The organism is Acinetobacter sp. YH12155 (assembly GCF_013418255.1).
Classification (GTDB): domain Bacteria; phylum Pseudomonadota; class Gammaproteobacteria; order Pseudomonadales; family Moraxellaceae; genus Acinetobacter; species Acinetobacter indicus.
Map to the genome: position 1 here is coordinate 147,459 of NZ_VPCK01000006.1, position 23,961 is coordinate 171,419.

Genomic DNA, 23,961 nt, shown 5'->3' on the forward strand with positions numbered 1-23,961 from the left:
GGATCCTAACGATGTTTGAAAAGATTTTAATTGCCAACCGTGGTGAAATTGCCTGCCGTGTCATTCGTACTGCCCAAAAACTGGGGATTGCAACTGTTGCAGTCTATTCAGATGCAGATGCTCAGGCACAGCATGTCAAACTGGCAGATGAAGCCATCCATATTGGTGAATCGCCTGCTGCACAAAGTTATTTACAGATTGAACGTATTATTCAGGCAGCAAAAACTACAGGTGCTCAGGCTATTCATCCAGGTTATGGCTTCCTGTCTGAAAATGACCAGTTTGCACTGGCCTGTCAGGACAACAACATTGTCTTTATTGGCCCGCCAGTTGACGCCATTCTGGCGATGGGTTTAAAAGCCACCTCTAAAGCCTTAATGGAACAAGCCGGTGTACCGTTAACCCCAGGCTATCATGGTACCAATCAGGATGCCGATTTCCTGAAACAACAAGCCGATAGTATCGGCTATCCGGTACTGATCAAAGCCAGTGCCGGCGGTGGTGGTAAAGGCATGCGTCTGGTCGAGCGCAGCGAAGACTTTCTGAGTTCACTCGCTTCCTGTAAAAGCGAAGCACGTTCTAGTTTCGGCAATGAAGATGTATTGATTGAACGCTATGTCGTGCAGCCACGCCATATTGAAGTTCAGGTTTTCGGTGATACACATGGCAATTATGTGCATCTGTTTGAACGCGATTGCTCTGTGCAACGTCGTCACCAGAAAGTTCTGGAAGAAGCACCTGCACCTAAAATGCCTGAAGATAAACTTGAAGCGATGCGCCAAGCCGCAATTGACGCTGCACGTGCAGTAAATTATGTCGGTGCCGGTACAGTCGAGTTTATTGTCGAGCAAGACGGTACTGCTTATTTCATGGAAATGAACACCCGTCTACAGGTTGAGCATCCGGTCACTGAAATGATCACCGGTCAGGATCTGGTGGAATGGCAGTTACGTGTCGCGTTCGGTGAACCTTTACCGAAACAGCAACATGAATTACAGATTCACGGCCATGCTTTAGAAGCACGTGTTTATGCCGAAGAACCTGAAAAAGGCTTTATTCCGGCGATTGGTCAAATCAGCTATCTGCATTATCCAGCACAAAATGAAGCGGTACGTGTCGACAGCGGTATTGTTGAAGGCGATGAAATTAGCACCTACTACGACCCGATGATTGCCAAACTGATTGTCTGGGGCAAAAACCGTGAAGCAGCATTAACGCAAATGCACCATGCTTTAGGTCAGTTCCATGTCGATGGTCTGGGCAACAACATTGCCTTCCTGGATCGTCTGGTACTGTGCGATTCTTTCAAGAATGCCAATTTGGATACTGGCCTGATTCAGCGCGAAGAAGAATTCCTGCTAAAACCGGCCACAGAGCTGAACAGTACGCTAGTGGTCAGCGCGGCCTTCATCGAATTGCTGTCACGTTTGGCCCAGAACCCGAGCGCCAGCAATCCGGTCTGGCAGACCAATGCTTTCTGGCGTTTAAACCTGCAATCGGGGCAGACAATCAAATTACAATGTAATGACAAAACCTTAAATATCCAGTTTGCAGCACAAGAACATGGCTTTGTCGCACAGTATGAGGGTCAGACTTTTGAGCTTGAGGGTCAGTTACTGGATGCGCATACCCTGCAATTCAAGCTGGCCGGCAAACAGCAAAAACTGGCCTTTAGCCAGACTGAACATGGCATTACCCTGTTCCAGAATGGCCAGAGCTATAAATTTACCTATCTAAAACCGGTATTTAACCAGGATGATGAACAAGGTGCTGAAAACAACCTGACTGCGCCAATGCCGGGTGTCATCACTCAGGTACTGGTCGCGGCCAATGACAAAGTCAAAAAAGACGATGTCCTGATGACCCTCGAAGCCATGAAAATCGAATACTCGATTCGTGCACCGCATGATGGCATCGTGGCCAGCTCTTACTTCCAGGCCGGTGATCAGGTTAAAGCTGGCGATGAGCTGGTGGAATTCCAGCCGCTGGCGGAGGAAGTCGCATGAGCGAATTTGTCAAAATTGTTGAAGTCGGGCCACGCGATGGCCTGCAAAATGAAAAAACACCCTTAACCCTGGATGACCGCAGACAGCTGATTCTGGATTTAATGCAAACCGGTTTACAGGCCATTGAAGTTGGTTCCTGTGTATCGGCCAAATGGGTACCGCAAATGGCAGACAGCGATGTGCTGTTTGCCGGCTTGCCCAAAGATCCAAATATTCAGTTCAGCCTGCTCACGCCAAACCTGAAAGGTTTTGAATCTGCGCTAGCAGTGGGTTGTACAGAAGTTGCGGTCTTTACCGCCGCGTCTGAAAGTTTTACCCGCAAAAACATCAATTGTTCGATTGATGAAAGCTTTGAAAAATTCAGCGATGTAATGCGTGAAGCCAAAGCGCACAACATTCGTGTGCGTGGTTATGTGTCCTGTATGGTCGATTGTCCGTATGAAGGCGCAATTGATCCGCAGCAGGTGGCAAAAGTTTCGCAGCGCCTGCTGGATATGGGCTGCTATGAAGTGTCTTTGGGTGAAACCATTGGCACCGCCACACCCGACCGGGTGAAAAAAGTCTGGGACGCCTGTCTGGCCGAACTGGATACGACGGTGCTGGCCGGTCATTTCCATAATACCTATGGCATGGCCATCGCCAATATTTACCAGTCACTGCTGCAAGGTATTCGCGTTTTTGACTCGTCAATTGCCGGTTTAGGCGGCTGTCCTTATGCCAAAGGCGCATCCGGCAATGTCTCAACCGAAGATCTGTATTACCTGCTGTCCAACATGGGCTATGAAACCGGCATTCAGCTGGATGCCTTGATGCAGGCCAGCCGTAACATCAGCAATGTTTTACAGCGCAATAATCCATCCAATTATGCCAATGCCTACTGGCAAAAAGCCTGCGCTTAATAACCGAATAAAACCCGGCTTGAGCAATGCCCTCAAGCCACTCAAGGATGTAACAGCAGCAATCTGCTGAAAAAAGGATAAAAATAGAGGTGACACATGGCAAATAAAGTCTATGACAGCGCACAAGCCGCCTTAAATGGCGTGGTTCAGGATGGTCAAACCCTGGCCGTGGGTGGTTTTGGCCTGTGCGGGATTCCCGAAGCATTAATTGCCGCGTTAAAAGACACCGGTGCCAAACAGCTGACCTGTATTTCCAACAATGCCGGTGTTGATGGTTTTGGTCTGGGGCTGCTGCTTGAAACCAAACAGATTAAAAAAATGATTTCATCCTATGTCGGTGAAAACAAGGAGTTTGAACGCCAGTTCCTGAGTGGTGAACTAGAAGTTGAACTGACCCCGCAAGGTACGCTGGCAGAAAAATTACGTGCCGGCGGTGCAGGTATTCCAGCCTTCTTTACCGCCACCGGTGTCGGTACCGTCATCGCGGAAGACAAAGAAGTGCGCCAGTTTAAAGGTCAGGATTATATCTTAGAAGAATCTTTAACTGCCGATGTTGCCCTGGTCAAAGCCTATAAAGCCGACAAGGCCGGCAACCTGATTTTCCGTAAAACTGCACAAAACTTTAATCCGGTCTGTGCCATGGCGGGCAAAATCACCATTGCCGAAGTCGAAGAAATTGTAGAGATTGGCGCGCTCGATCCAGATGAAATTCATCTGCCGGGGATTTATGTCAACCGCATTGTGTTAAATGCACATCCTGAAAAACGTATTGAACAAATGACTTTAAAGGCGGAGGCTTAAACCATGGCTTGGACGCGTAATCAAATGGCGCAGCGCGCCGCACAAGAACTGGAAGATGGTTTCTATGTCAATTTAGGGATTGGTTTACCAACTTTAGTCGCTAACTATATTCCAGAAAATATCAACGTCTGGCTACAGTCAGAAAACGGCCTGCTCGGGATTGGGGAATTCCCAACTGAAGCCACGGTCGATGCTGACCTGATTAATGCCGGCAAACAGACGGTCACAGCTCGTCAAGGTGCTTCGTTTTTCTCTAGCGCAGACTCTTTTGCCATGATCCGTGGCGGCCATGTCAATATTGCCATTCTGGGGGCTATGGAAGTCTCTGAACAGGGCGATCTGGCCAACTGGATGATTCCGGGCAAAAAAGTCAAAGGTATGGGCGGTGCCATGGACCTGGTCGCAGGTGTGCAAAAAGTGGTGGTGTTGATGGAACACTGCGCCAAAGATGGGACACCTAAAATCGTTTCACAGTGTAGCCTGCCGCTGACCGGTAAAGCCGTGGTTCATCGCGTAATTACCGATTTGGGCGTTCTGGATATTACCCCAACCGGCGTGCAGCTGGTGGAACTGGCACCGGAGGTCAGTTTTGATGAAATCCAGAAAGTCACCGGGGTGCCTTTAATACGTAATGCAGCTTAATGGCTGGTTTTAAAAGCGGGCATCGGATGGTCGTGAATACATCCCCACCGCTACCTCCGCTTTTCAACTAAACCAAAAAGGACGACTTGACGTCGTCCTTTTCTATTTCCTTAACTCAATCCTTACTCTGCTTTTTTCTCGACAATACCTTGGTCATCGACCGCACGTACCACCCCGGTTTCTGTATTTAATACTTCAAACTCAATACGACGGTTCTGGAACTGCCCTTCTGGGGTTGCATTTGGTTCCATCGGCTGTTGCTGGCCATACCCCACGGCCTGTAACTGGGAAGGATCAACCCCGCGTTGTACCAGATAATCACGTACCGCTTCAGCACGGCGTAAGGACAACAGATTATTGGCTTCATTGCTACCTACCGCATCGGTATGGCCTTTAATGGTCAAATGTACATGCGGCGCACGCTGGATTAAGGCCGCAGCCTGATCCAGAATTGGCTGATTGGCTTCCGGTACAGTCGAAGATGCCGACTCAAAATGAATTGCTTCCAGATTTAAGGCGGTGGCGACATCCAGCGCCTGAATATTATCCGGGTTAATCACAGCCAAGGCTTGTGCTGCGGTTGTGGTGGCTGGTGTGGCGGTCTGTACATCGAGATCCTGCTGCACCGTAATGGTCATATTCTTGGCCAAAGGACGCAGCTGATTGGCCACACGCTGCGCATCTGCCGGATTGGTGGACTGAATCGCAATCTGCTCACCCATCCAGGTCATATTGGTATTCGGCACATCTTTCAGGATTTTCAATGCCGTTGGAATCACATCCTGATCAATAAATTCACTATGATAATTGCTGGCGCTATTCACCCCACACCCTGTCGGATGGTTAAAAATCCGTTTAACTTCTGTTTGCAGAATGTCGGTATAAGCCGGATTGTTCAGATACAACTGACAGGTGACCAGATCGCCATTGGAACCGGTATTGACCTGCAAATAGGCCGGTTCCGTCGCTGCTGCCTGGGTAACAGGCACCTCTTCTTCATTACGTTCAGAACAGGCTTTAAATAAAAAGGCCAGTAACAATGCCAGAATAATAAAAATCAGAATCGGTACCCACGGCGAGCGCTTCTGTTCCGGCACCTCTTCATATAACTCAGGCGCCTGATGAATAGTCTGCCCGGCAGTGGCATTGACGCCCAAACCGGCCAGCAGCGCAGCGGCCCATTCCGGCAAAGCAGCCTGAATGTCCGGCATATGCTGATCAAGCAAATGCACAATCGCCTCAGGATCGGTCGAGCCGGCCTCGCTTTCTAAAAAACCTAAGGTTGGTACGATGGCCCGGTTCAGGGTGGATTCAATTTCATCTGCCGGCGCCTGACCGCGGCTAAATTCCAGAAACTGCTGTTTCAGGTTCAGGTTGGTACCAAAAATTTCAGCCAGCCGCGGATTAAGCTGATTTCTCAGGCTGTCAATGAGGGATGGCCGGTGTCTTAACACCGATAAAAATACCGGATAAAAATCATTTAAGGCACGGTTTTTCTCAATGAGGTAATCCGTTTCCCCGTCTAGCACAATGGATGACACGCTATTTTTCAATAATTCTATCAATCTGGTTTGCATGATATGGCCTCATTTTTGTCATTGTTCTACTCGCATTTTTTAGTGTATCTGGTCATTTTTTAGACGTTGTAAATAATTGTATTTTTCTTTATGTACTTAAATTAAAACATAAAAAAAGCCAGCAAATGCTGGCTCTTGAACAGGTGAATTTAGGCCAGGAAAGTCTGAATTACCTTGCCTTTCACGGTTTGCTGAATCAGCGGTGTATTCTTGCCTTGGGACAGAATGCTGTCTTTGTCCAGCGTCCACTCCAGTTCAGGATCAATCAGAATCCAGCCGGCTTCCTGCATCCAGCGATCTGCCATTTGCGCAACCGTCGCCGGTGCCAGTGTCACGGTATGCACCCATTCCAATGGACTGAACAGACCTTCCTCAACCAGTTGCACACCCAAGGGCACAAAGGTATCAAAAGCGGTAAAGCCCGGTAAGGTTTCAGCAAACGGTGCCATTTTGGCCGAACTGCTTAAGGGTTCATGATGGGTACAGATCGCATCAATTACGCCATCTTTTAAGCCCTGACGCAGCAATTCTTTGTCTTTTTCAGCACGTAGCGGTGGACGCACATGCGCCAGCGAGTTAAAGCCATCAATCACCTGATCGGTTAAATGCAGCTGATGCATCGCCACATCACAGGTTACTGGCAGGCCTTTTTCTTTGGCAATTTTAATCAGCTCGACCGAAGCGCCACAGGACAGTAAACCGAAATGCGCACGGACTTTGGTCGCTTCAATCATCAACAGGTATTTGGCAATGGCTACGGTTTCGGCCAGCGCCGGAATCATAGGCAAGCCCTGACGTGAAGCAATAAAGCCTTCATGCACACAGCCATCTTTGGCAATTTGCGGTTCTTCGGCATAGAACACCACGGTCAGGTCCAGACCGGCTGCATATTCCAGCGTGCGAATCACGACATCATCATCAGCAAAGGATGCATTGGCATTGGAAACTGCAGTACAGCCGCCCTTTTTCAGACCGGCCATATTGGCAGGCTGTTTGCCTTGCAAGCCTTGGGTTTGTGCGCCAATCACCTGTAAATAAATACCACCATCCAGCATGGCTTTTTCGACCAGACCGTGAATCAAAGCACCATTGTCCTGCACAATCGGCTTGGAATCTGGTGGAGTAAATACGTGCAGAATACCGTTTTCACGTGCCGCCTTGCCTTCAGATTTTAAGGTGCCGTGCTGCTGCTGACCCGGTTCACGCATCCGCGCGCACAGATCGACCATGGTTGGCATCAGCCATTTGCCTTGCCCATCAATGGTTTCAGTCACATCTGCTGTTTCTGCAACCAGCTTGCCATTTTCCAGATATACCGTTTGCACGCGATCAGTCTTTTGCATTGGATCAAGAACGCGGACATTTTCAATTTTTACAATACGCATGACTGATTCCTTATACCGCAATCGCTTCAATTAAACCTTGTTCCTGCAGCTGACCCTGCATCGCCAGTGCCAGCACCGCCATACGCACCGCAATACCATTGGTCACCTGATTTAAAATCACCGATTGCGGACCATCGGCAATGCTGGAATCAATTTCCACACCCCGGTTCATCGGTCCCGGGTGCATCACGATACAATCCGGTTTGGCCAGCGCCAGACGCTCTTTGTTCAGACCATACATTTTGTAGAATTCTGCTGGTGAGGACAGCGCCGGCGAATCAATCCGTTCATTCTGGATACGCAAGGTAATAATCACATCACAGTCACGGATGCCATCTTCCATTTTATTAAACAGGCGTACATCGGCTCCGTATTCTTCAAAACCAAATGGCAGCAAGGTATTCGGTGCAATCACGCGAATATCTTTACAGCCTAAAGTTTGCAACGCCGCCACATCAGAACGTGCCACGCGTGAATGTTTAATATCGCCAATAATGGCAATGCTCATGTCAGCAAAGTCTTTTTGGGTTTCACGGCGAATGGTCAGCATATCCAGCATCGCTTGAGTCGGATGCGCATGACGGCCATCTCCGGCATTAATAATCGCGATATTTGGACAGACATCTTTGGCAATAAAATGCGCTGCACCTGAAGAGGAATGACGCACCACAAAAATATCGGCGGCCATGGCTTCCAAGTTCCACAGCGTATCGCGCAGGGTTTCGCCTTTAGAGGTACTGGAACGGGCAATGTCAATGTTAAGCACGTTGGCCGAAAGACGTTTGGCTGCAGCTTCAAAGGTGGTACGGGTACGGGTTGAATTCTCAAAAAACAGGTTCATAACCGTACGACCTTCCAGCAGGTTGTTAGTGATCAGCTGATTTTGGTCATTAAAAAAGGACTGCGCGGTGTCCAAAATTTTGGTGAGGGTTTGTTTGGAAAGCCCTTCGATGGTGATGAAATGTTTTAGATTTCCATCTTTATTGAGTTGAATCTGGCTCGGAGTATGCAATGCCGCCAAGTGCATGAGAGATTCCTTATACGTTAAGTCAACGTATTATACAGAGATTCCCAAAAGATGGCGCTGAAGATTTCAACATTTAAAGCCCTTTTCCTGCCAAGGAATCAAGTTTTCTTCAATCATTACCATAAATTCAACAGGATAATTCAACCGGTTTTGGTCAATATTGCTTAGGCTATTTTTGGATGATAGATAAAAAAGCCCCCAGAATCGAGAGCTTGTTGATGTGGATGATGGCGGTTTTAACGTAAAGCACCAATATAATGATGCGACACCTGTGCCCGGTAAATTTCCTCCTCGGTAATTTCGGGTTCAACCTGTTCGTCGATGACCTCATCTAGCGGGTTCAGCAACGGTGCATTTAAATCCAGTAGCCTGGTCAGCCGTTCGGCATAACGGCTTAATTCAGCATCTCCGGTGGCTAAGGCCAGCTCAATCACATCTTTGGCATAGCCCGGATGATCGACCAGATACAAGGCATCAATTACCCTGCCGCTGACCCGGCGTAAACGTGTATACAATAAGGTAGCCACTGAAAAGGCTTCATTGTGGGCAATTAACTGATCACTGCTTTCGACTCGCATATTTCCCCGTTCTCCAATTTTAAAGTTAAGGTCATTTTTCGTTATCGTTATCTATTTTGCAAAATGTATACCAACCGATGGGAAGCACAGAAAATGGATCAAATTTGTGTGGGTTTTAGTACAAATAAATCTTGTATATCTTCAGCACAACATCCGCCCAAAGCCGTGAAAATACGTTAAAATATCAGATTGCTTTGTTGCTTTTGGAAATTTACATGCATTCGAAACCGCGTCTTTCTACATACTGGGTCACCTGTGCAGATGGACTTGAAACCTTGCTTCAAGAGGAATTAGAAGGTTTAGGGGTTCAAAATATTGAACGTTTACCGGGTCGTTTAATTTTCAAAGGCAGCTTGGAACAGGCGTATCGCATTTGTATGTGGTCACGTTTGGCTTCCCGTGTCTTAATGCCAATTCATACTTATGAGCTGGAACGCCATCACGACGCACGTGATGTAGCTGAAGAGCTTTATGAAGGTGCAATCAGCTTCGACTGGTCACTGATTTTTGCACCACAAAGCACCTTTGCCATTCGCCTGCATGTGGAACGTGAAATCAAGGTCAATACCCAGTTTGCCACCTTACGCGCCAAAGATGGTGTGGTCGATTCCTTTATGGAAGCGGTAGGCCGCCGTCCAAGTATTGACACCAAGCAACCGGAAATTACCCTCTATATTCTGGCCGGCAAAACCGAGCATACCTATTGTCTCGACTTGTCCGGGGATTCGCTACATAAACGTGGCTACCGCCGTTTTATGACCGATGCGCCAATTAAAGAAAACCTGGCCGCGGCAATTTTGCAAAAAGCCAAACTCAAAGAAAAAAATCCAGACATTATTCTGGACCCGATGTGTGGTTCAGGTACCTTTATTATTGAATCCCTGCTGATTTTAACCGACCGTGCGCCGGGTCTGGTACGCCGTTTCGGCTTTAATGGCTGGAATGGCCATGACCATGAACTGTGGATGTCATTAAAGGCAGAAGCGGCTGAGCGTCATCAACAGGCGCTGGAACAGCCACTGCCAAAATTCTATGCTTTTGATGCCGACTGGGAAGCAGTCAAAGCCACCAAACAGAATATTATTGCCGCCGGTTTTGAACGTCTGCTCGATCATATCCAGATTGAAGAACGCACCTTGTCAGACTGGCCAGATTTTCAGGCCGAAGGCAAAACTGCCTTTGTGGTGACCAACCCGCCGTATGGTGAACGTCTGGGTGATAAAGCCTCGAACCGTGCCTTGTATTTAGGTCTGTCAGCCCTGCTACAAAAACATTTCCCGAACCAGTCTGCTGCTGTCATTGCAGCTCAGGTGGAACAGGCCGATGTGCTGGCATTTAATGAGCCGCAAACCTTGCGTTTAATGAATGGTAAGCTGCCAATTTACATTCGCTTTGGTACGGTCAAACCATCAGCCGTGGTAAAACCGTTCCTGGCAGACTGGCAGCCACAGCAGTTTGAACCAATTGAAGGTGCCGAAGACTTTACTAACCGTCTGCAAAAGAACATGCAGGCTTTAAAGAAATGGGCGGTTAAAGAAAACGTTTACTGCCTGCGCCTGTATGATGCCGATTTACCAGACTTTAATGTCGCGGTCGATTTATATGGTGATCGTCTGCATGTGCAGGAATATGCACCACCGAAAAAAATTGATCCGGAAAAAGCCAAAAAACGTTTTAACCTGGCGCTACAAGCGATTCGTGCCGTGACCGGTTTAGGCCGTGATGCCGTGTTTATTAAAACCCGTGCCCGTCAGGAAGGTAAAAACCAGTACACCAAACAAAGTACTGCCTCGAAACGCTTTATTGTGCAGGAGGGTCAAGCCAAAATTCTGGTTAACCTGACTGATTATCTGGATACCGGTTTATTCCTGGACCATCGCCAGATTCGTTTACGTATTGCCAAAGAAGCCAAAGGCAAGCATTTCCTCAATCTGTACAGCTATACATCGACGGCGAGTTTGCATGCTGCTTTAGGCGGCGCAGCCAGCACCACCAGTGTGGACTTGTCCAACACCTATTTGAACTGGTCCAAAGAAAACTTTGTCTTAAACGGCTTAACCGTCGACCATGCCGATGAACAACACCAGTTCTTTGCCAGCGACTGTTTTGAGTGGCTAAAAGAAGGTCATGAGCAATATGACCTGATCTTTATTGATCCGCCCACCTTCTCTAACTCGAAGAAATTCTACGGCACTTTTGATGTACAACGTGACCATGTTTCGCTAATTAAACGCGCCATGAACCGTTTAACCACAGAAGGCACCCTGTACTTCTCGAACAACTATCGCGGTTTTGAAATGGATGAAACCTTGCCAGCGCTGTTTGATATTCAGGAAATCAGCCATGAAACCATTGGTCCAGATTTCAAGCGTAACCAGAAGATTCACCGCGCCTGGAAAATCCAGCATCCACAAATCTAAAATGTTATTGGCAAGGACGGTGAATGGCAAAGGATGATTTGATCCTTTTCTATTCGCAATTCATTCGATCAGCAATAAAAAAGCCTGCTACCCTATAGCAGGCTTTTTTACATCGGAAACTTTACGCTATCACTCATCATCCAGCGTGGACTTACTTTGCAGAATGAATCACGACATCTGCCCGGCTTTTTGCTGCAGATACCTCCATAAAAAAACCCGGCCGAAGCCAGGTCTTTGATTAAACAGTTTAGATGAACCGTGTGCGGATTAGTTCAGTTTCAGCTTCTGGAAATCCAGTTGGCCTGCATCTGCCGTAATCACAATGGTATCTCCCGGCTGGAAGTCACCGGCCAGAATTTTCTGCGCCAGATTATTTTCTACCTGTTGCTGGATGGCACGTTTTAATGGACGCGCACCGTAAACTGGGTCAAAACCGGCTTCAATCAGCTGGTCAAAGGCAGAATCATCTACCGTTAACTTGATATCGCGGTCGGCCAGACGGGCACGTAAACGGTCCAGCTGGATATCGGCAATACCACGAATCTGCGCTTTTTCCAGGGCATGGAATACTACCAGCTCATCAATACGGTTGATAAACTCCGGACGGAAATGCTCAGACACGGCCGCCATCACTACATTGCGTACATCATCACGGCTTGGATTATCGCCCAGTTCACGCACATCGCTTGAACCCAGGTTCGAGGTCATTACAATCACGGTGTTTTTAAAGTCCACCACACGGCCCTGCGAGTCGGTCAAGCGACCATCATCCAGCACCTGCAGCAAGATGTTAAATACATCCGGATGGGCTTTCTCCACCTCATCAAACAGCACCACGCTATATGGTTTACGGCGTACGGCTTCGGTTAATACCCCGCCTTCTTCATAGCCGACATAGCCCGGAGGCGCACCGACCAGACGACTGACTGAATGTTTTTCCATAAATTCGGACATATCAATCCGGATCATGGCGTCATCGCTGTCAAACAGGAAATTGGCCAAGGCTTTGGTTAACTCGGTCTTACCGACACCGGTTGGACCCAGGAACAGGAAAGAACCACTTGGACGGTTCGGATCCGACAACCCGGCACGTGAACGGCGCACCGCATTGGATACCGCAATCACCGCTTCATCCTGCCCTACCACACGCTGATGCAGGAAGCTTTCCATTTGCAGCAGTTTTTCACGCTCGCCTTGCAGCATTTTCGCAACCGGAATACCGGTGGCTGCGCTGACCACTTCCGCAATTTCATTATCGGTGACTTTATTGCGCAATAACTTCGGTTCTTCTTTCTCTTCCACCAGCTCATCTTGGGCCAGCTGTTTTTCCAGTTCCGGAATCACGCCATATTGCAGACGCGACATCTCGCCCAGATCATTTTCACGCTGTGCTTTTTGCAAGGCAATACGCGCCTGATCCAGCTGCGCCTGAATCTGCTTAGTGCCTTCGACCAGAGTTTTTTCAGACTTCCACACTTCTTCCAGATCATTATAGTCTTTTTGGACGTCTTCGATCTGTTTTTCCAGATGACTGACTTCTGCACGACTGCCGGCATCTTCATCTTTTTTCACAGCTTCAAGTTGCAGCTTTAACTGAATCAGACGGCGTTCCAGCTTATCCAGCGCTTCCGGTTTAGAGTCCAGCTCCATCTTGATGCGCGATGCTGCTTCATCAATCAGGTCAATGGCTTTATCGGGCAACTGACGGTCAGTGATATAACGATGTGACATTTTCGCTGCAGCAATAATCGCCGAGTCGAGAATTTTCACCCCGTGGTGGACTTCATAACGCTCTTTCAGACCACGTAAAATGGCAATGGTGTCTTCGACACTTGGCTCATCGACCAGCACTTTCTGGAAACGGCGCTCAAGGGCGGCATCTTTTTCAATGTACTGACGATATTCATCGAGCGTGGTTGCCCCCACGCAGCGTAATTCACCGCGTGCCAGCGCCGGTTTCAGCATGTTGCCGGCATCCATCGCGCCATCACCTTTACCTGCGCCAACCAGGGTATGCAACTCATCAATAAACAGGATGATTTCGCCTTCATGCTTGGCCAGATCTTTCAGGACCGCTTTTAAACGCTCCTCAAACTCGCCGCGATATTTGGCACCGGCCAGCAATGAACCCAGGTCCAGCGATAACACGCGTTTGCCTTTTAAGCTTTCTGGCACTTCACCATTCACAATACGCTGTGCCAGACCTTCTACAATTGCGGTTTTACCGACCCCAGGCTCACCAATCAGTACCGGGTTATTTTTGGTCCGACGTGACAAGACCTGTACGGTACGGCGGATTTCATCATCACGACCAATCACCGGATCGAGCTTGCCAGCCAGCGCACGTTCGGTTAAATCTACAGTGTATTTATTGAGTGAATCACGTTGATCTTCATGATTATTACTCATCACTTTTTCATCACCTCGAATTTTTAAAATCACCTGACGCAGACTGTCTGCGCTGACACCGATACTGTTCAATAAGCTTTTAGTGGTCCCAACTTCGCTCAGGCCCAGTAATACCCAGTCGGTAGACAGGAATTCATCGCCCGCTTTCTGGGCATAGCTATCGGCCAGGTTTAAGGCTTTAACCGCTTCCGGACTTAAATTAATGTCGCCAGTCGGATTGGCTAGCGTTGGCGCATCATTCAGTGCCTGCTGCAACTTGCTCTGCAAATCACGCAACTGGGCACCGGCCTGCTGTAACAAGCTGACATTGGATGCTTCTTCTAACAGAGTGGCCAAGACATGAATGCCGTCAATGGCGGTATGGTCTTTGCCCATCGCCAGCGATTGCGCATCGGAGAGAGCTTGCTGTAAGCGATTTGTAAATTTTTCAAAACGCATTCTTGTTATTCCTCACAACAATTTTTTCACTTGAAACATATATGGGAGTACTTTTGGCAATTTCAAATGATTTTTCATATATTTTTCAAAGTGTTATTTTAATGCAACAGATATAACTCAATTATAATATTGGTCTGTGACCGGCCAATTTCAAGTCAGCATCAGGATTATTTTTATACAGTAATGCAGCTGCGACCTATGTAATAGGAAACACATATTTTGAGAGCTCTGCCCATTGCGGCCAATTTTTTGCGAGGTCTAAAACCATGGAAAAATAAAAAAGCCGGTAATTAACCGACTTTTTACATGACTTTACAGTCATGATTATTCTGCTTCGATAATCTCGAAATCGTGGCTAATTTCAACACCACCATCTGACAGCATTTTGCTGGCTGAACAGTATTTTTCTGCGGATAATTCAACTGCCTTGGCGACCTGCTTTTCCTTGACTGCCTTGCCTGTCACCACAAAATGCAGATGAATTTTGGTGAACACCGCCGGAATCGAATCGGCACGTTCTGCTTTCAGCTGACAAACCACACCAGTCACATCCTGACGTGATTTCTTTAAAATGGTCACAATATCAAACGATGCACAACCACCAAGTCCCATTAAAATGAGCTCCATGGGACGTGGTCCACGGTTTTCTCCACCATACTCGGCAGAACCATCCATCACCACGCTATGGCCACTTTCCGATTTTGCTTCAAAAGCAACATTCTCTAGCCAATGAACACTCGTTTGCATTGCAAGTCCTTCAAAAAAACTATAAATTTACAAGGTGCCTGTACACTAACATAATTTGAGTTGATAAGGAATTTCATCTCTACTGTGTGACAAGTTCATACTAGGTCTTGTGCGATCTATTATTTATCCATTTTCGGAACCGTTAGCATGACTTCAAACTTTTCACAATTAAGCACCGATGCCCTGTCTCCTGGTCAATTACCAGATTCAGTCAAGGCATTATTAAAACGTGCATATATCAACCGTTATCCGAAACGGACAACAATTGTTGATGCGGGGTCTGAATCAAAATCACTTTATTTGATTCTGAAAGGATCTGTTTCCATCATTCTGCGTGAAGATGATGATCGCGAAATTGTTGTGGCGTATTTGAATCCGGGTGACTTCTTTGGGGAAATGGGTCTATTCGAAGCAAATCCACAACGTACTGCAGAAGTACGCACACGTGACGTTTGTGAAATTGCCGAAGTGACTTATGAAAACTTCCACGAGCTCAGCAAGCAATATCCAGATTTAAGCTATGCGGTATTTGCCCAACTGGTGCGCCGTTTAAAAAATACCACGCGTAAAGTGACCGATCTGGCCTTCATTGATGTTTCAGGCCGTATTGCGCGTTGTCTGATTGACCTGTCTGCGCAGCCTGAAGCCATGATTTTGCCAAATGGCCGTCAAATCCGCATTACCCGTCAGGAAATTGGCCGCATTGTTGGCTGTTCACGTGAAATGGTCGGCCGTGTTCTGAAAACCCTGGAAGAACAAGGCATGATCGAAACTGATGGTAAAGCCATTCTGATTTTTGATGCCTCTTTAGAGCAAAATGATGCAGCAGATGAACAGTTTGATGATGAATAAGTTTTAAACTACAGCATGCTTAAGGCAAATCTTCGGATTTGCCTTTTTTGTGTCTGTTCGCTATGTGAAAAATATTTACAAACTAACCTAAAATATTGATTTAACAGTCTGCCTGCGATAGTTTAGCCTAGTCCCTATTCGCTTGATGATATTTTGAATAAGGACATCTTATGCAGTTCAATCCCCTTGCTGATACCGGTATTTTATTGCCTGAAATCTGTCTGGGCACCATGACCTTTGGTGAACAGAATACCCAGGATGAAGCCTTTGCCCAGCTGGATTATGCGCTGGAACGTGGCCTGTATTTCTGGGATACCGCCGAAATGTATCCGGTGCCACCGAAACCAGAAACTCAAGGTGCCACCGAAGTCATGATTGGCAACTGGCTCAAGACGCGCGGTGGACGGGACAAGCTGTTTTTGGCCTCAAAAATTGCCGGACCGGCTCAAGGCGGCAGCCATATTCGTGATGGTCAAACCCGTTACAACGCTACCGATATTCGCACTGCCCTGGATGGCAACCTGAAACGCCTGCAAACCGACTATATTGACTTATACCAACTGCACTGGCCACAGCGCCCGACCAACTTCTTTGGCAAACTGGGTTATGGCAATACCGAAGCCCATGCACAGCAGCATGTCACCGACCTTGAAGAAACCCTGACCGCATTGCAGCAGGAAATCCAGAACGGCCGGATTCGCTATATTGGCCTCTCCAATGAAACCCCATGGGGCACCATGAAGTTTTTGCATCTGGCGGAAAAACTCGGTTTAAGCAAATTTGTCAGCGTACAAAACCCGTATAACCTGCTGAATCGCACTTATGAAATTGGCATGTCGGAAATTGCCAAATATGAAGGCGTCGGCTTACTGGCTTACTCTCCTCTGGCCTTTGGTTATTTAACCGGGAAATTCCGGCATGGTGCCCGTCCGACCAATGCGCGTGTTACCCTGTATTCACGCTTTAGCCGCTACAGCAATCCAGAAAGTGAATGGGCCACTGAACAATATGCGCAACTGGCCGAGCAACATGGCCTCAGCTTAACCCAACTAGCTTTGGCTTTTATTAAGCAGCAGTTCTTTGTCACCAGTACCATTATTGGTGCGACTTCGCTGGAACAGCTAAAAGAAAATATTGATGCCTTTGAAGTCAATCTGTCCGATGACATTTTACAAGGCATTGAAGCGATTCACCGTCAGCAGCCCAACCCGGCACCTTGATGACAGGTATTAACAAAACCTCATGCATAAAAAAATGCCTCATCATATGAGGCATTTTTAAATCTATTTTAAACCCAGAAGCTTAACGACGGTTCTGGTTATAAATGGCCTGAGCAGCCGGCAAGTTCTCACGCATCGCTGCTATACGCTGGCTGTTCGATGGGTGAGTCGACAGGAACGATGCCCCACCACCACCTTCTAAGCGGTTCATTTTCTCCCATAAGGTAATTGCCGCTTGCGGGTTATAGCCACCACGCGCCATCAGCATTAAACCGCCTTCATCAGCACGACTTTCCAGATTACGTGAATATGGCAAGCCCACACCCACCTGTGCACCCAATTGTGCCGCTGCAGCGCCTAACTGGCCAACGTTACTGCCTGCTGCGCTTAAACCGATATTTAAAGCCAAATTGGTCAGTGCCTGCGCACCAATCTTACTCTTGGCATGTTCTTCTAGAGCATGCACCATTTCATGGCCCATAATCGCAGCAATTTCGGCATCAGTCAGGTTCAGTTTATTGACGATACCAGTATAGAACACCACTTTACCGCCCGGCGCGACAAAGGCATTAATCTGGTCAGATTTTAATACTGCCAGCTGCCAGCTAAATGGCTGACCAGTCTGGTTCATCTGGTTAGCAACCGGCGTTAAACGCTGGAAGACTGTATTAATACGTTTATAGGTACTTGAACTGGTGTCCAGCTGCCCCTTGTTACGCGCATCTTGCACCATCTGGCTATAACTTTGCGCCGCGGTTGCATTTAGGGTTGCGGTATCTGCACCGGCCATATCAGCCACGGTGGTACAGCCTGAAAAAGTGATTGCACTTGCGGCACAAAAACTCAATACCAATTTTTTGTTCATTATAATAATCTCCGCCATTCGGCTATACACATACTCATGAATTATATGAAATCATTTCAATGCTTTAAATCTGAAATGGCTTCATAATCATATCATTTATGTAAACAATGGCAGTGCTGTGTAAACTGTAGCTACATCAGCAGCAACGAGCGAAATACGGCCTTAATAGGCAAACTGATAGAAAATCCAGAATACCAGACAGAAAATATTCAGGCCCAGATACATCTGCGAAACCACTTCCATTTTCTCTTCCAGTGCCGGATTTTTACGTTTATAGAATAAATAGGCGTTTTGGATCAGTACCAGTGGCACCAAAATACAGGCAAAAATCACACTCAGACCAATAAAGGCCTGATACATAATATTCGGATCATGCTTTTGTAACAGAATCAGCAACATCGCAATGGTCGGTGCACCGCCCATGGCAAATAATAACGAATAGAAAATGGTGCTTGAAATATTTTTATGCATCCTGCCTGACCCAATGTTTTTGCTGTGTTTTATTCTAGCAAGCACCATCTGAATAGACAGTGCTGATGTGTGCAACTTTAGTCTTGAATTACTTCGCAGCGCGGTAATACTGCATTGCTTCCGGCATCATCTGCTGTAACGCGGCAATACGGTCATTATTGCTGGGATGGGTCGACATAAACTTGGCAATGGCGCTATTTCCACGGGCATCGTTGGCATTCATTTTCTGCCAGAGCGTAATGGCTGCATTCGGATCATAACCGGCTTTGGCCATTAACAGTAAACCGCCTTTGTCGGCGCGGCTTTCCAGATTACGCGAATAAGGCAACCCCACCCCAAACTGACTGCCCAAATCCAGCAGTAAACCACCATAACCACCCACCGACTGGCCCACATATTGCGAGCCAATACTAACCGCCAGATTGGTCAGGGTCTGGGCGCCAATTTTACTTTTGGCATGTTCTTCCAGTGCGTGTACCATTTCATGGCCCATGATCGCCGCGACTTCATTGTCAGTCAGTTTCAGATTTTCAACAATGCCGGTATAGAACACTACTTTGCCACCCGGGGCCACATAGGCATTAATTTCAGGCGATTTAATGACGGCCACCTGCCACTCAAAGGTCTGCCCGGTCTGGTTCATCTGGTCAGCATAGGGCTTCATCTTTAAAAACACACGATTGACTTTCTTATAGGTGGCAGAACGGGTATCTAGCACCTTTTTCTGCTCAGCTTCCTGCAACATTTGCTGATAGCTCTGGCTGGCGTTTAAGTTTAAGGTCGCTGAATCTGCCCCGGCCAATTCTGCTACAGTGGCGCAGCCCGTCAAATGCGCTGCCAGTACAATTCCAATGGCTAAGTTCTTATATTTCATAACATTCTCTAATTGTTCGAAAGTGCTTAGCACTATAAACAAAATCAGGGAATTCTCAAGATGGCGCAGTATTTTTCTCGGCCAAAAATAAAAAACCCTGTGCAGGCACAGGGTTTTCTCATTTCAGCTTAAACGATTAAGCTTCAAACGGATGGCGCAGAATAATGGTTTCTGCACGGTCTGGACCGGTTGAAATGATGTCGATTGGACATTCAATTAACTGCTCAAGACGCTTGATGTAGTTGATTGCATTTTCAGGCAATTGTTCAACACTGGTCGCCCCCACAGTTGACTCAGACCAGCCTGGCATGGTTTCGTAAATTGGCTTCAAGTTTTCATAAGCCAGCGCGTCAGAAGAACCGACACAACCTGAATCGGTGTTTTCATAACCCACACAGATTTTAATTTCTTCTAAACCATCCAATACGTCTAACTTGGTCAGGCAAATTCCAGACAGTGAGTTTACATCAACTGAACGGCGCAGGATTTCTGCATCGAACCAGCCACAACGACGTTGACGGCCAGTAGATGCACCAAACTCGTGACCCACTGTACCCAGGTGTTTACCAATTGCATCACCCACATCATTTGCCGCGTCGTAGACCAGCTCAGTTGGGAACGGACCAGCACCCACACGTGTGGTGTAGGCTTTGGTAATACCCAGCACATAGTCAAGATGCAATGGACCTAAACCAGAACCTGAGCTTACGCCGCCCGCAGTGGTGTTTGAAGAAGTCACGTACGGATAAGTACCGTGGTCAACGTCCAATAATGAACCTTGCGCACCTTCAAACATAATGTTGTCACCGTTTTTACGGTAATTATGAATTTCAGTAGTTACATCCACCACTAATGGTGCAATCACTTCACGCCATTGGTCACACAGCGCAATCACGTCGTCCAGTTTAACTTCTTCAACACCGTAGTATTGAGTTAACTGGAAGTTGTGGTAATCCAGCAATTCAGCCAGTTGCGCACGTAATGCGTCACCGCCACGCACCAGGTCAGCCACACGTACTGCACGGCGCGCCACTTTATCTTCATAGGCAGGACCAATACCACGACCGGTAGTACCAATTTTGGCATTGCCACGTTTTTTCTCACGTGCCTGATCCAGCGCAATGTGGTTCGGAAGAATTAATGGACAGTTTGGAGAAATACGTAAACGTTCTTTAACTGGCACGCCTTCCTGTTCAAGAATGGTCATTTCCTTGATCAGCGCTTCAGGTGAAAGCACCACACCGTTACCAATTAAGCACAGTACGTTTTCACGTAAAATACCAGATGGAATGAGGTGTAATACAGTTTTCTTACCACCAACCACGAGAGTATGACCTGCGTTGTGTCCGCCTTGATAACGTACTACCGCAGCCGCTTGATCTGTGAGCAGGTCGACGATTTTACCTTTACCTTCGTCGCCCCATTGGGTACCAAGTACCACAACATTCTTGCCCATAATAGCCTCATTACATCATGCTGTTAAAATTGAAAACCAGGCGCATGTGACATGAACACATGCGCTGGCGATTAAATTTTTTCGACCGTCCACTCACCGTTACGATTCACCAGCTGGTGAGTTGCATACGGTACAGAGCTTAAATCATCCTGACCCAATAACTGAATTACACTTAAGCCTTGGGTACGGGTGGCCTGAATTGCAGCCAATAAATCTGCCTGATTGCCCTTTGGTGCAACCACCACCGATTTTGCTTCGAAACGACCGGCGCTGAGCGCATATAAGTCGCAAGAGAAACCGGTTGCCGGACGGGCACGACCAAAATGCTGGCCAATACCATCATAACGGCCGCCTTGAGCCAGTGGTGCTGCACGGTTTGGTGCATAAACGGCATACATTAAACCGGTATGGTAGTGATACGAACGCAGTTCTACCACATCAATCCCGATATGCAGATTTGGCCAGCGTGCCTGAATTTCTGCCTGGGTGGTTTTTACCGCATCAAAGGCATGTTTGAATTCCACATTGGCCAGCACATCGGTGCTTAAATGAGCTTCCAGTGCATCCAGATCACTGGCAAAACGGCCCAGCGCATAGAAATCTGAACCAAAGGCTAAATCCTGGGTAAAGTCCGCCAGTTCTGGCAAGGCTTTACGCTGATATAAATCGGACAGTTGACGCTCAGTGGCTTTGTTCAGACCAGCTTTTTGTACCAGACTGCGGAACAGACCCACATGACCTAAATCCAGATGGATACCATCGGCCAGACCGGCTTCCTGAATCAGGCTGATCATCAGGTCAACCATTTCCACATCAGCATCAATGCTGTCGGAACCGAACAGTTCGGCACCCAGCTGCAAAGGCGCACGGGTGGTATTAAAGCCCTGTGGCTTGGTATGCAAAACCGTACCAGCGTAGCAATAACGCGCCACACCATCTACCGGATGCACATGCGCATCAATACGCGCCACCTGTGGTGTCATATCGGCACGCACGCCAAGCAGACGGCCAGACAGCTGGTCAATCACCTTGAACGTGGCCAGGTCTAAATCCTGATTCGATTCTGAAAGAGAAGAGAGAGATTCGATATATTCAATAAATGGCGTGTACACCAACTGATAACCTCGAGATGCGAGGAAATCCAGTGAATTACGGCGCAATGTTTCGATGACTTGCGCTTGTTCTGGTAATACATCAGCTACACCATCAGGTAATAACCATGTCTCTGAAATGGGCATGTTGTAAACCTAAATTCTTGTCTGCGCGGAACAAATCCGCATAAAAAAATCGGGAGCACACCCGATTTCTCCTAGTTTAGCACGATCAAATGGGCTGTGCATCGCAAATTTGATAATTTTCTCTGTCTGATCAATTCCATTGCAATCCTGCCCGGCTGGAGTTGTCATTTCGAGAGTAAAAGCTGTTTTTGCTGAGGAAGATAAAGGAGCTGGACACATCCCAAACTCATCATCTTTTTTTCAGCGCAGATGGAAATCATTTTCCCTCTGCCCTGCGTCCATCTGCTTAAAAAAGACTTATTTGACTTTATTCGGATCCAGCACCTGAGTAATTAAATTCACCAGCTCAACATTCTGGGTTTCCAGCTGATGAATACGCTGCGCTGATTTATCCAGCGCTTCCTGCTGCACGTGCATTTTCTTGGCCAGATCCTGCATGATCTCTAAAGTCTTTTTCAGATTCTCTTCCAGACTGATGACTTTGTTTTCGAGCTGATGATTATCGCTTTGGCGATTCAAATGATCATGCTGGTTTTTAAACTGCAGCCAGATCAGAAAAATCACCGCTACGGCCAACAGTAAAATAAATCCCCAAAGTAGAATAAACATCATGTGTAGTGCTCGACTTATTTGTTTTGTTTTATCTTAACGAAAAATATAGCAAAAAGGCGAAAAATCGCCTCCAACCTGTCAATACTCGGCTGTTATCGCATTTCGCCCGGTTAGACCACCATCGTACAGTCCAAGCTTAGGCAAAGATTTGGACAGATAGAAATTAATGCGCCTGATGGGCAAAAGATTCACATAAATCCAGTAAACGGTTGGCATAGCCCCATTCATTGTCATACCAGGCAAAGACTTTGGCCTGATGCCCGACCACCATGGTCTGGGTAAGATCGACAATTAAAGAATACGGCGAATGGTTAAAGTCACTCGATACCAGTGGCTCATCGGTGACCTGCATAATTTCGGCATAATCCTGCTGCGCGGCTTTCACCAGCACTTCATTCAATTTATGCACGGTAATGGGTGACTGGGAAATAAAGCTGACATCAATGGCGGCGACATTAATGGTGGGCACCCGAATCGAATAGCCATCAATACGGTTTTCCATTTTGGGCATCACCTGTTTTAAGGCGCCTAAAGCACTTGAGGTGGTTGGAATAATATTCTGACCGGATGCACGTGCACGGCGTAAATCACGGTGCGCATGATCCAGCACCGACTGATCAGCCGTGACAGCATGAATTTCAGTCATCAGCGCGGTTTCAATACCAAAAGCATCATCCACAATTTTAACCAACGGCACCAAGGCCTGAGTGGTACAGGAAACACTGGAAATAATCTGGTCTGAGGCTTTGACCTCATGATGATTGACCCCGTAAACAATGGCGGCATCAACCGTGTCAAACGGTGCTGCGCCAATAATCACCCGTTTGGCACCGGCATGAATATGCTGGGTTGCGGCTTCACGCGAACGGAACAGGCCGGTACATTCCAGCACCACATCAATATTTAACTGCTGCCATGGCAACTGTGCCGGCTGTGGCTGGCTCAGCACCTGAACTTTCAGCTTGGCTTCACCCGATTGTATGCACAGATAAATCTGTTCCTGTTCCAGCTGGATTTCTACCTGCCCCGGAAAACGGCCATGGGTTGAATCGTATTTAAACAGATGTAGTAGCGTGGCAACATCGGCAACGTCATTAATCGCGACAATATCAAAATGAAATTCTTTAGGATTTTCAAACCAGGCACGCAGTACATTTCGCCCAATTCGCCCAAAGCCATTAATCGCCACTCGTTGCATCCGTATTCCTTCAAACTGCACATCAATCTTGTCTGTGCTTATGTTAAAGGATTTCCGCCAGACACGGCGAATAATTCCTGCCAAACTCAGCAATTAATTTAAACCTGTCCAATATTTAAGCAGTTAGCAGCACTATTTTCTGCTTGATAAAAAGAAGCAGGATGCACGGTAACTGGCTAAACCGCAGCAATGACAACAGCTTGTGATTTCACAGCAGTTTAGATGACTTTAAGGTTTGGGTTTTCG

20 protein-coding genes are annotated in these 23,961 nt (G+C 47.3%); 7 read left to right on the forward strand and 13 right to left on the reverse strand.

The window, feature by feature from the left end; all coding sequences use genetic code 11:
* The first annotated feature begins 11 nt into the window (after positions 1 to 11).
* The 4 genes from FTU86_RS06165 (at position 12) to FTU86_RS06180 (ending at position 4,348) form a co-directional block, all read left to right on the forward strand.
* Entirely contained in the window at positions 12 to 2,006 is a 1,995-nt protein-coding gene (locus FTU86_RS06165; protein ID WP_180036633.1) for an acetyl/propionyl/methylcrotonyl-CoA carboxylase subunit alpha, read from the forward strand.
* Positions 2,003 to 2,905 (forward strand): hydroxymethylglutaryl-CoA lyase, encoded by a 903-nt coding sequence (locus FTU86_RS06170; RefSeq protein WP_104469901.1) that lies wholly within the window; start codon positions 2,003 to 2,005, stop codon positions 2,903 to 2,905. The genes FTU86_RS06165 and FTU86_RS06170 overlap by 4 nt, the downstream gene beginning before the upstream one ends.
* A gap of 96 nt (positions 2,906 to 3,001) precedes the next feature.
* Positions 3,002 to 3,706 (forward strand): CoA transferase subunit A, encoded by a 705-nt coding sequence (locus FTU86_RS06175; RefSeq protein ID WP_127799225.1) that lies wholly within the window; start codon positions 3,002 to 3,004, stop codon positions 3,704 to 3,706.
* 3 nt (positions 3,707 to 3,709) lie between these two features.
* Complete coding sequence (locus FTU86_RS06180) at positions 3,710 to 4,348, forward strand: CoA transferase subunit B (protein ID WP_005177056.1); 639 nt, start codon at positions 3,710 to 3,712, stop codon at positions 4,346 to 4,348.
* Positions 4,349 to 4,470: 122 nt separating this feature from the next.
* On the opposite strand, the gene FTU86_RS06185 is transcribed toward FTU86_RS06180, so the two are convergent.
* From FTU86_RS06185 to FTU86_RS06200, 4 genes are all read right to left on the reverse strand, one after another.
* Positions 4,471 to 5,925 carry an OmpA family protein gene (locus FTU86_RS06185; RefSeq protein ID WP_180048283.1) on the reverse strand — a complete coding sequence of 485 codons (1,455 nt, stop codon included), beginning with the start codon at positions 5,923 to 5,925 and terminating at the stop codon, positions 4,471 to 4,473.
* A gap of 149 nt (positions 5,926 to 6,074) precedes the next feature.
* Complete coding sequence (locus FTU86_RS06190) at positions 6,075 to 7,310, reverse strand: dihydroorotase (RefSeq protein ID WP_005177048.1); 1,236 nt, start codon at positions 7,308 to 7,310, stop codon at positions 6,075 to 6,077.
* A gap of 10 nt (positions 7,311 to 7,320) precedes the next feature.
* Entirely contained in the window at positions 7,321 to 8,337 is a 1,017-nt protein-coding gene (locus FTU86_RS06195) for an aspartate carbamoyltransferase catalytic subunit (RefSeq protein ID WP_180036636.1), read from the reverse strand.
* Positions 8,338 to 8,573: 236 nt separating this feature from the next.
* Positions 8,574 to 8,915 (reverse strand): hypothetical protein, encoded by a 342-nt coding sequence (locus tag FTU86_RS06200; protein ID WP_016658379.1) that lies wholly within the window; start codon positions 8,913 to 8,915, stop codon positions 8,574 to 8,576.
* Between the two features lie 215 nt (positions 8,916 to 9,130).
* Between FTU86_RS06200 and rlmKL the strand changes: the two genes are divergently transcribed.
* The gene (gene rlmKL, locus FTU86_RS06205) at positions 9,131 to 11,335 is read left to right on the forward strand and encodes a bifunctional 23S rRNA (guanine(2069)-N(7))-methyltransferase RlmK/23S rRNA (guanine(2445)-N(2))-methyltransferase RlmL (RefSeq protein WP_075174773.1); all 2,205 of its coding nucleotides are present in this window, start codon (positions 9,131 to 9,133) and stop codon (positions 11,333 to 11,335) included.
* A 267-nt stretch (positions 11,336 to 11,602) separates the two neighbouring features.
* Here the strand turns inward: rlmKL and clpB are convergent, their stop codons facing one another.
* Positions 11,603 to 14,182: an ATP-dependent chaperone ClpB gene (clpB, locus tag FTU86_RS06210; protein ID WP_180048282.1), complete on the reverse strand. Its 2,580-nt coding sequence runs from the start codon at positions 14,180 to 14,182 to the stop codon at positions 11,603 to 11,605.
* Between the two features lie 324 nt (positions 14,183 to 14,506).
* Entirely contained in the window at positions 14,507 to 14,929 is a 423-nt protein-coding gene (locus FTU86_RS06215; RefSeq protein WP_005177032.1) for an OsmC family protein, read from the reverse strand.
* A gap of 147 nt (positions 14,930 to 15,076) precedes the next feature.
* Between FTU86_RS06215 and crp the strand changes: the two genes are divergently transcribed.
* A complete protein-coding gene (gene crp, locus FTU86_RS06220; protein WP_005177031.1) occupies positions 15,077 to 15,781 on the forward strand; it encodes a cAMP-activated global transcriptional regulator CRP in 705 nt (234 codons plus the stop codon).
* A 170-nt stretch (positions 15,782 to 15,951) separates the two neighbouring features.
* A complete protein-coding gene (locus FTU86_RS06225) occupies positions 15,952 to 17,001 on the forward strand; it encodes an NADP(H)-dependent aldo-keto reductase (RefSeq protein ID WP_168382978.1) in 1,050 nt (349 codons plus the stop codon).
* An 82-nt stretch (positions 17,002 to 17,083) separates the two neighbouring features.
* Here FTU86_RS06225 and FTU86_RS06230 read toward each other — a convergent pair whose 3' ends face one another.
* The 7 genes from FTU86_RS06230 to FTU86_RS06260 all read right to left on the reverse strand — a co-directional run bounded on the left by FTU86_RS06230 (position 17,084) and on the right by FTU86_RS06260 (position 23,715).
* Positions 17,084 to 17,866, reverse strand: a complete 783-nt coding sequence (locus tag FTU86_RS06230; RefSeq protein ID WP_005177027.1) for a M48 family metallopeptidase — start codon at positions 17,864 to 17,866, stop codon at positions 17,084 to 17,086.
* Between the two features lie 162 nt (positions 17,867 to 18,028).
* Positions 18,029 to 18,337 carry a hypothetical protein gene (locus tag FTU86_RS06235; RefSeq protein WP_005177024.1) on the reverse strand — a complete coding sequence of 103 codons (309 nt, stop codon included), beginning with the start codon at positions 18,335 to 18,337 and terminating at the stop codon, positions 18,029 to 18,031.
* Positions 18,338 to 18,425: 88 nt separating this feature from the next.
* The gene (locus FTU86_RS06240; RefSeq protein ID WP_075166666.1) at positions 18,426 to 19,211 is read right to left on the reverse strand and encodes a M48 family metallopeptidase; all 786 of its coding nucleotides are present in this window, start codon (positions 19,209 to 19,211) and stop codon (positions 18,426 to 18,428) included.
* A 136-nt stretch (positions 19,212 to 19,347) separates the two neighbouring features.
* Positions 19,348 to 20,667 (reverse strand): adenylosuccinate synthase, encoded by a 1,320-nt coding sequence (locus FTU86_RS06245; protein ID WP_005177019.1) that lies wholly within the window; start codon positions 20,665 to 20,667, stop codon positions 19,348 to 19,350.
* A gap of 71 nt (positions 20,668 to 20,738) precedes the next feature.
* A complete protein-coding gene (locus FTU86_RS06250) occupies positions 20,739 to 21,905 on the reverse strand; it encodes an ATP phosphoribosyltransferase regulatory subunit (RefSeq protein ID WP_104498237.1) in 1,167 nt (388 codons plus the stop codon).
* A 297-nt stretch (positions 21,906 to 22,202) separates the two neighbouring features.
* Positions 22,203 to 22,517: a hypothetical protein gene (locus FTU86_RS06255; RefSeq protein WP_005177014.1), complete on the reverse strand. Its 315-nt coding sequence runs from the start codon at positions 22,515 to 22,517 to the stop codon at positions 22,203 to 22,205.
* A 163-nt stretch (positions 22,518 to 22,680) separates the two neighbouring features.
* Positions 22,681 to 23,715 (reverse strand): type I glyceraldehyde-3-phosphate dehydrogenase, encoded by a 1,035-nt coding sequence (locus FTU86_RS06260; RefSeq protein ID WP_075166664.1) that lies wholly within the window; start codon positions 23,713 to 23,715, stop codon positions 22,681 to 22,683.
* Positions 23,716 to 23,961: the final 246 nt, after the last annotated feature.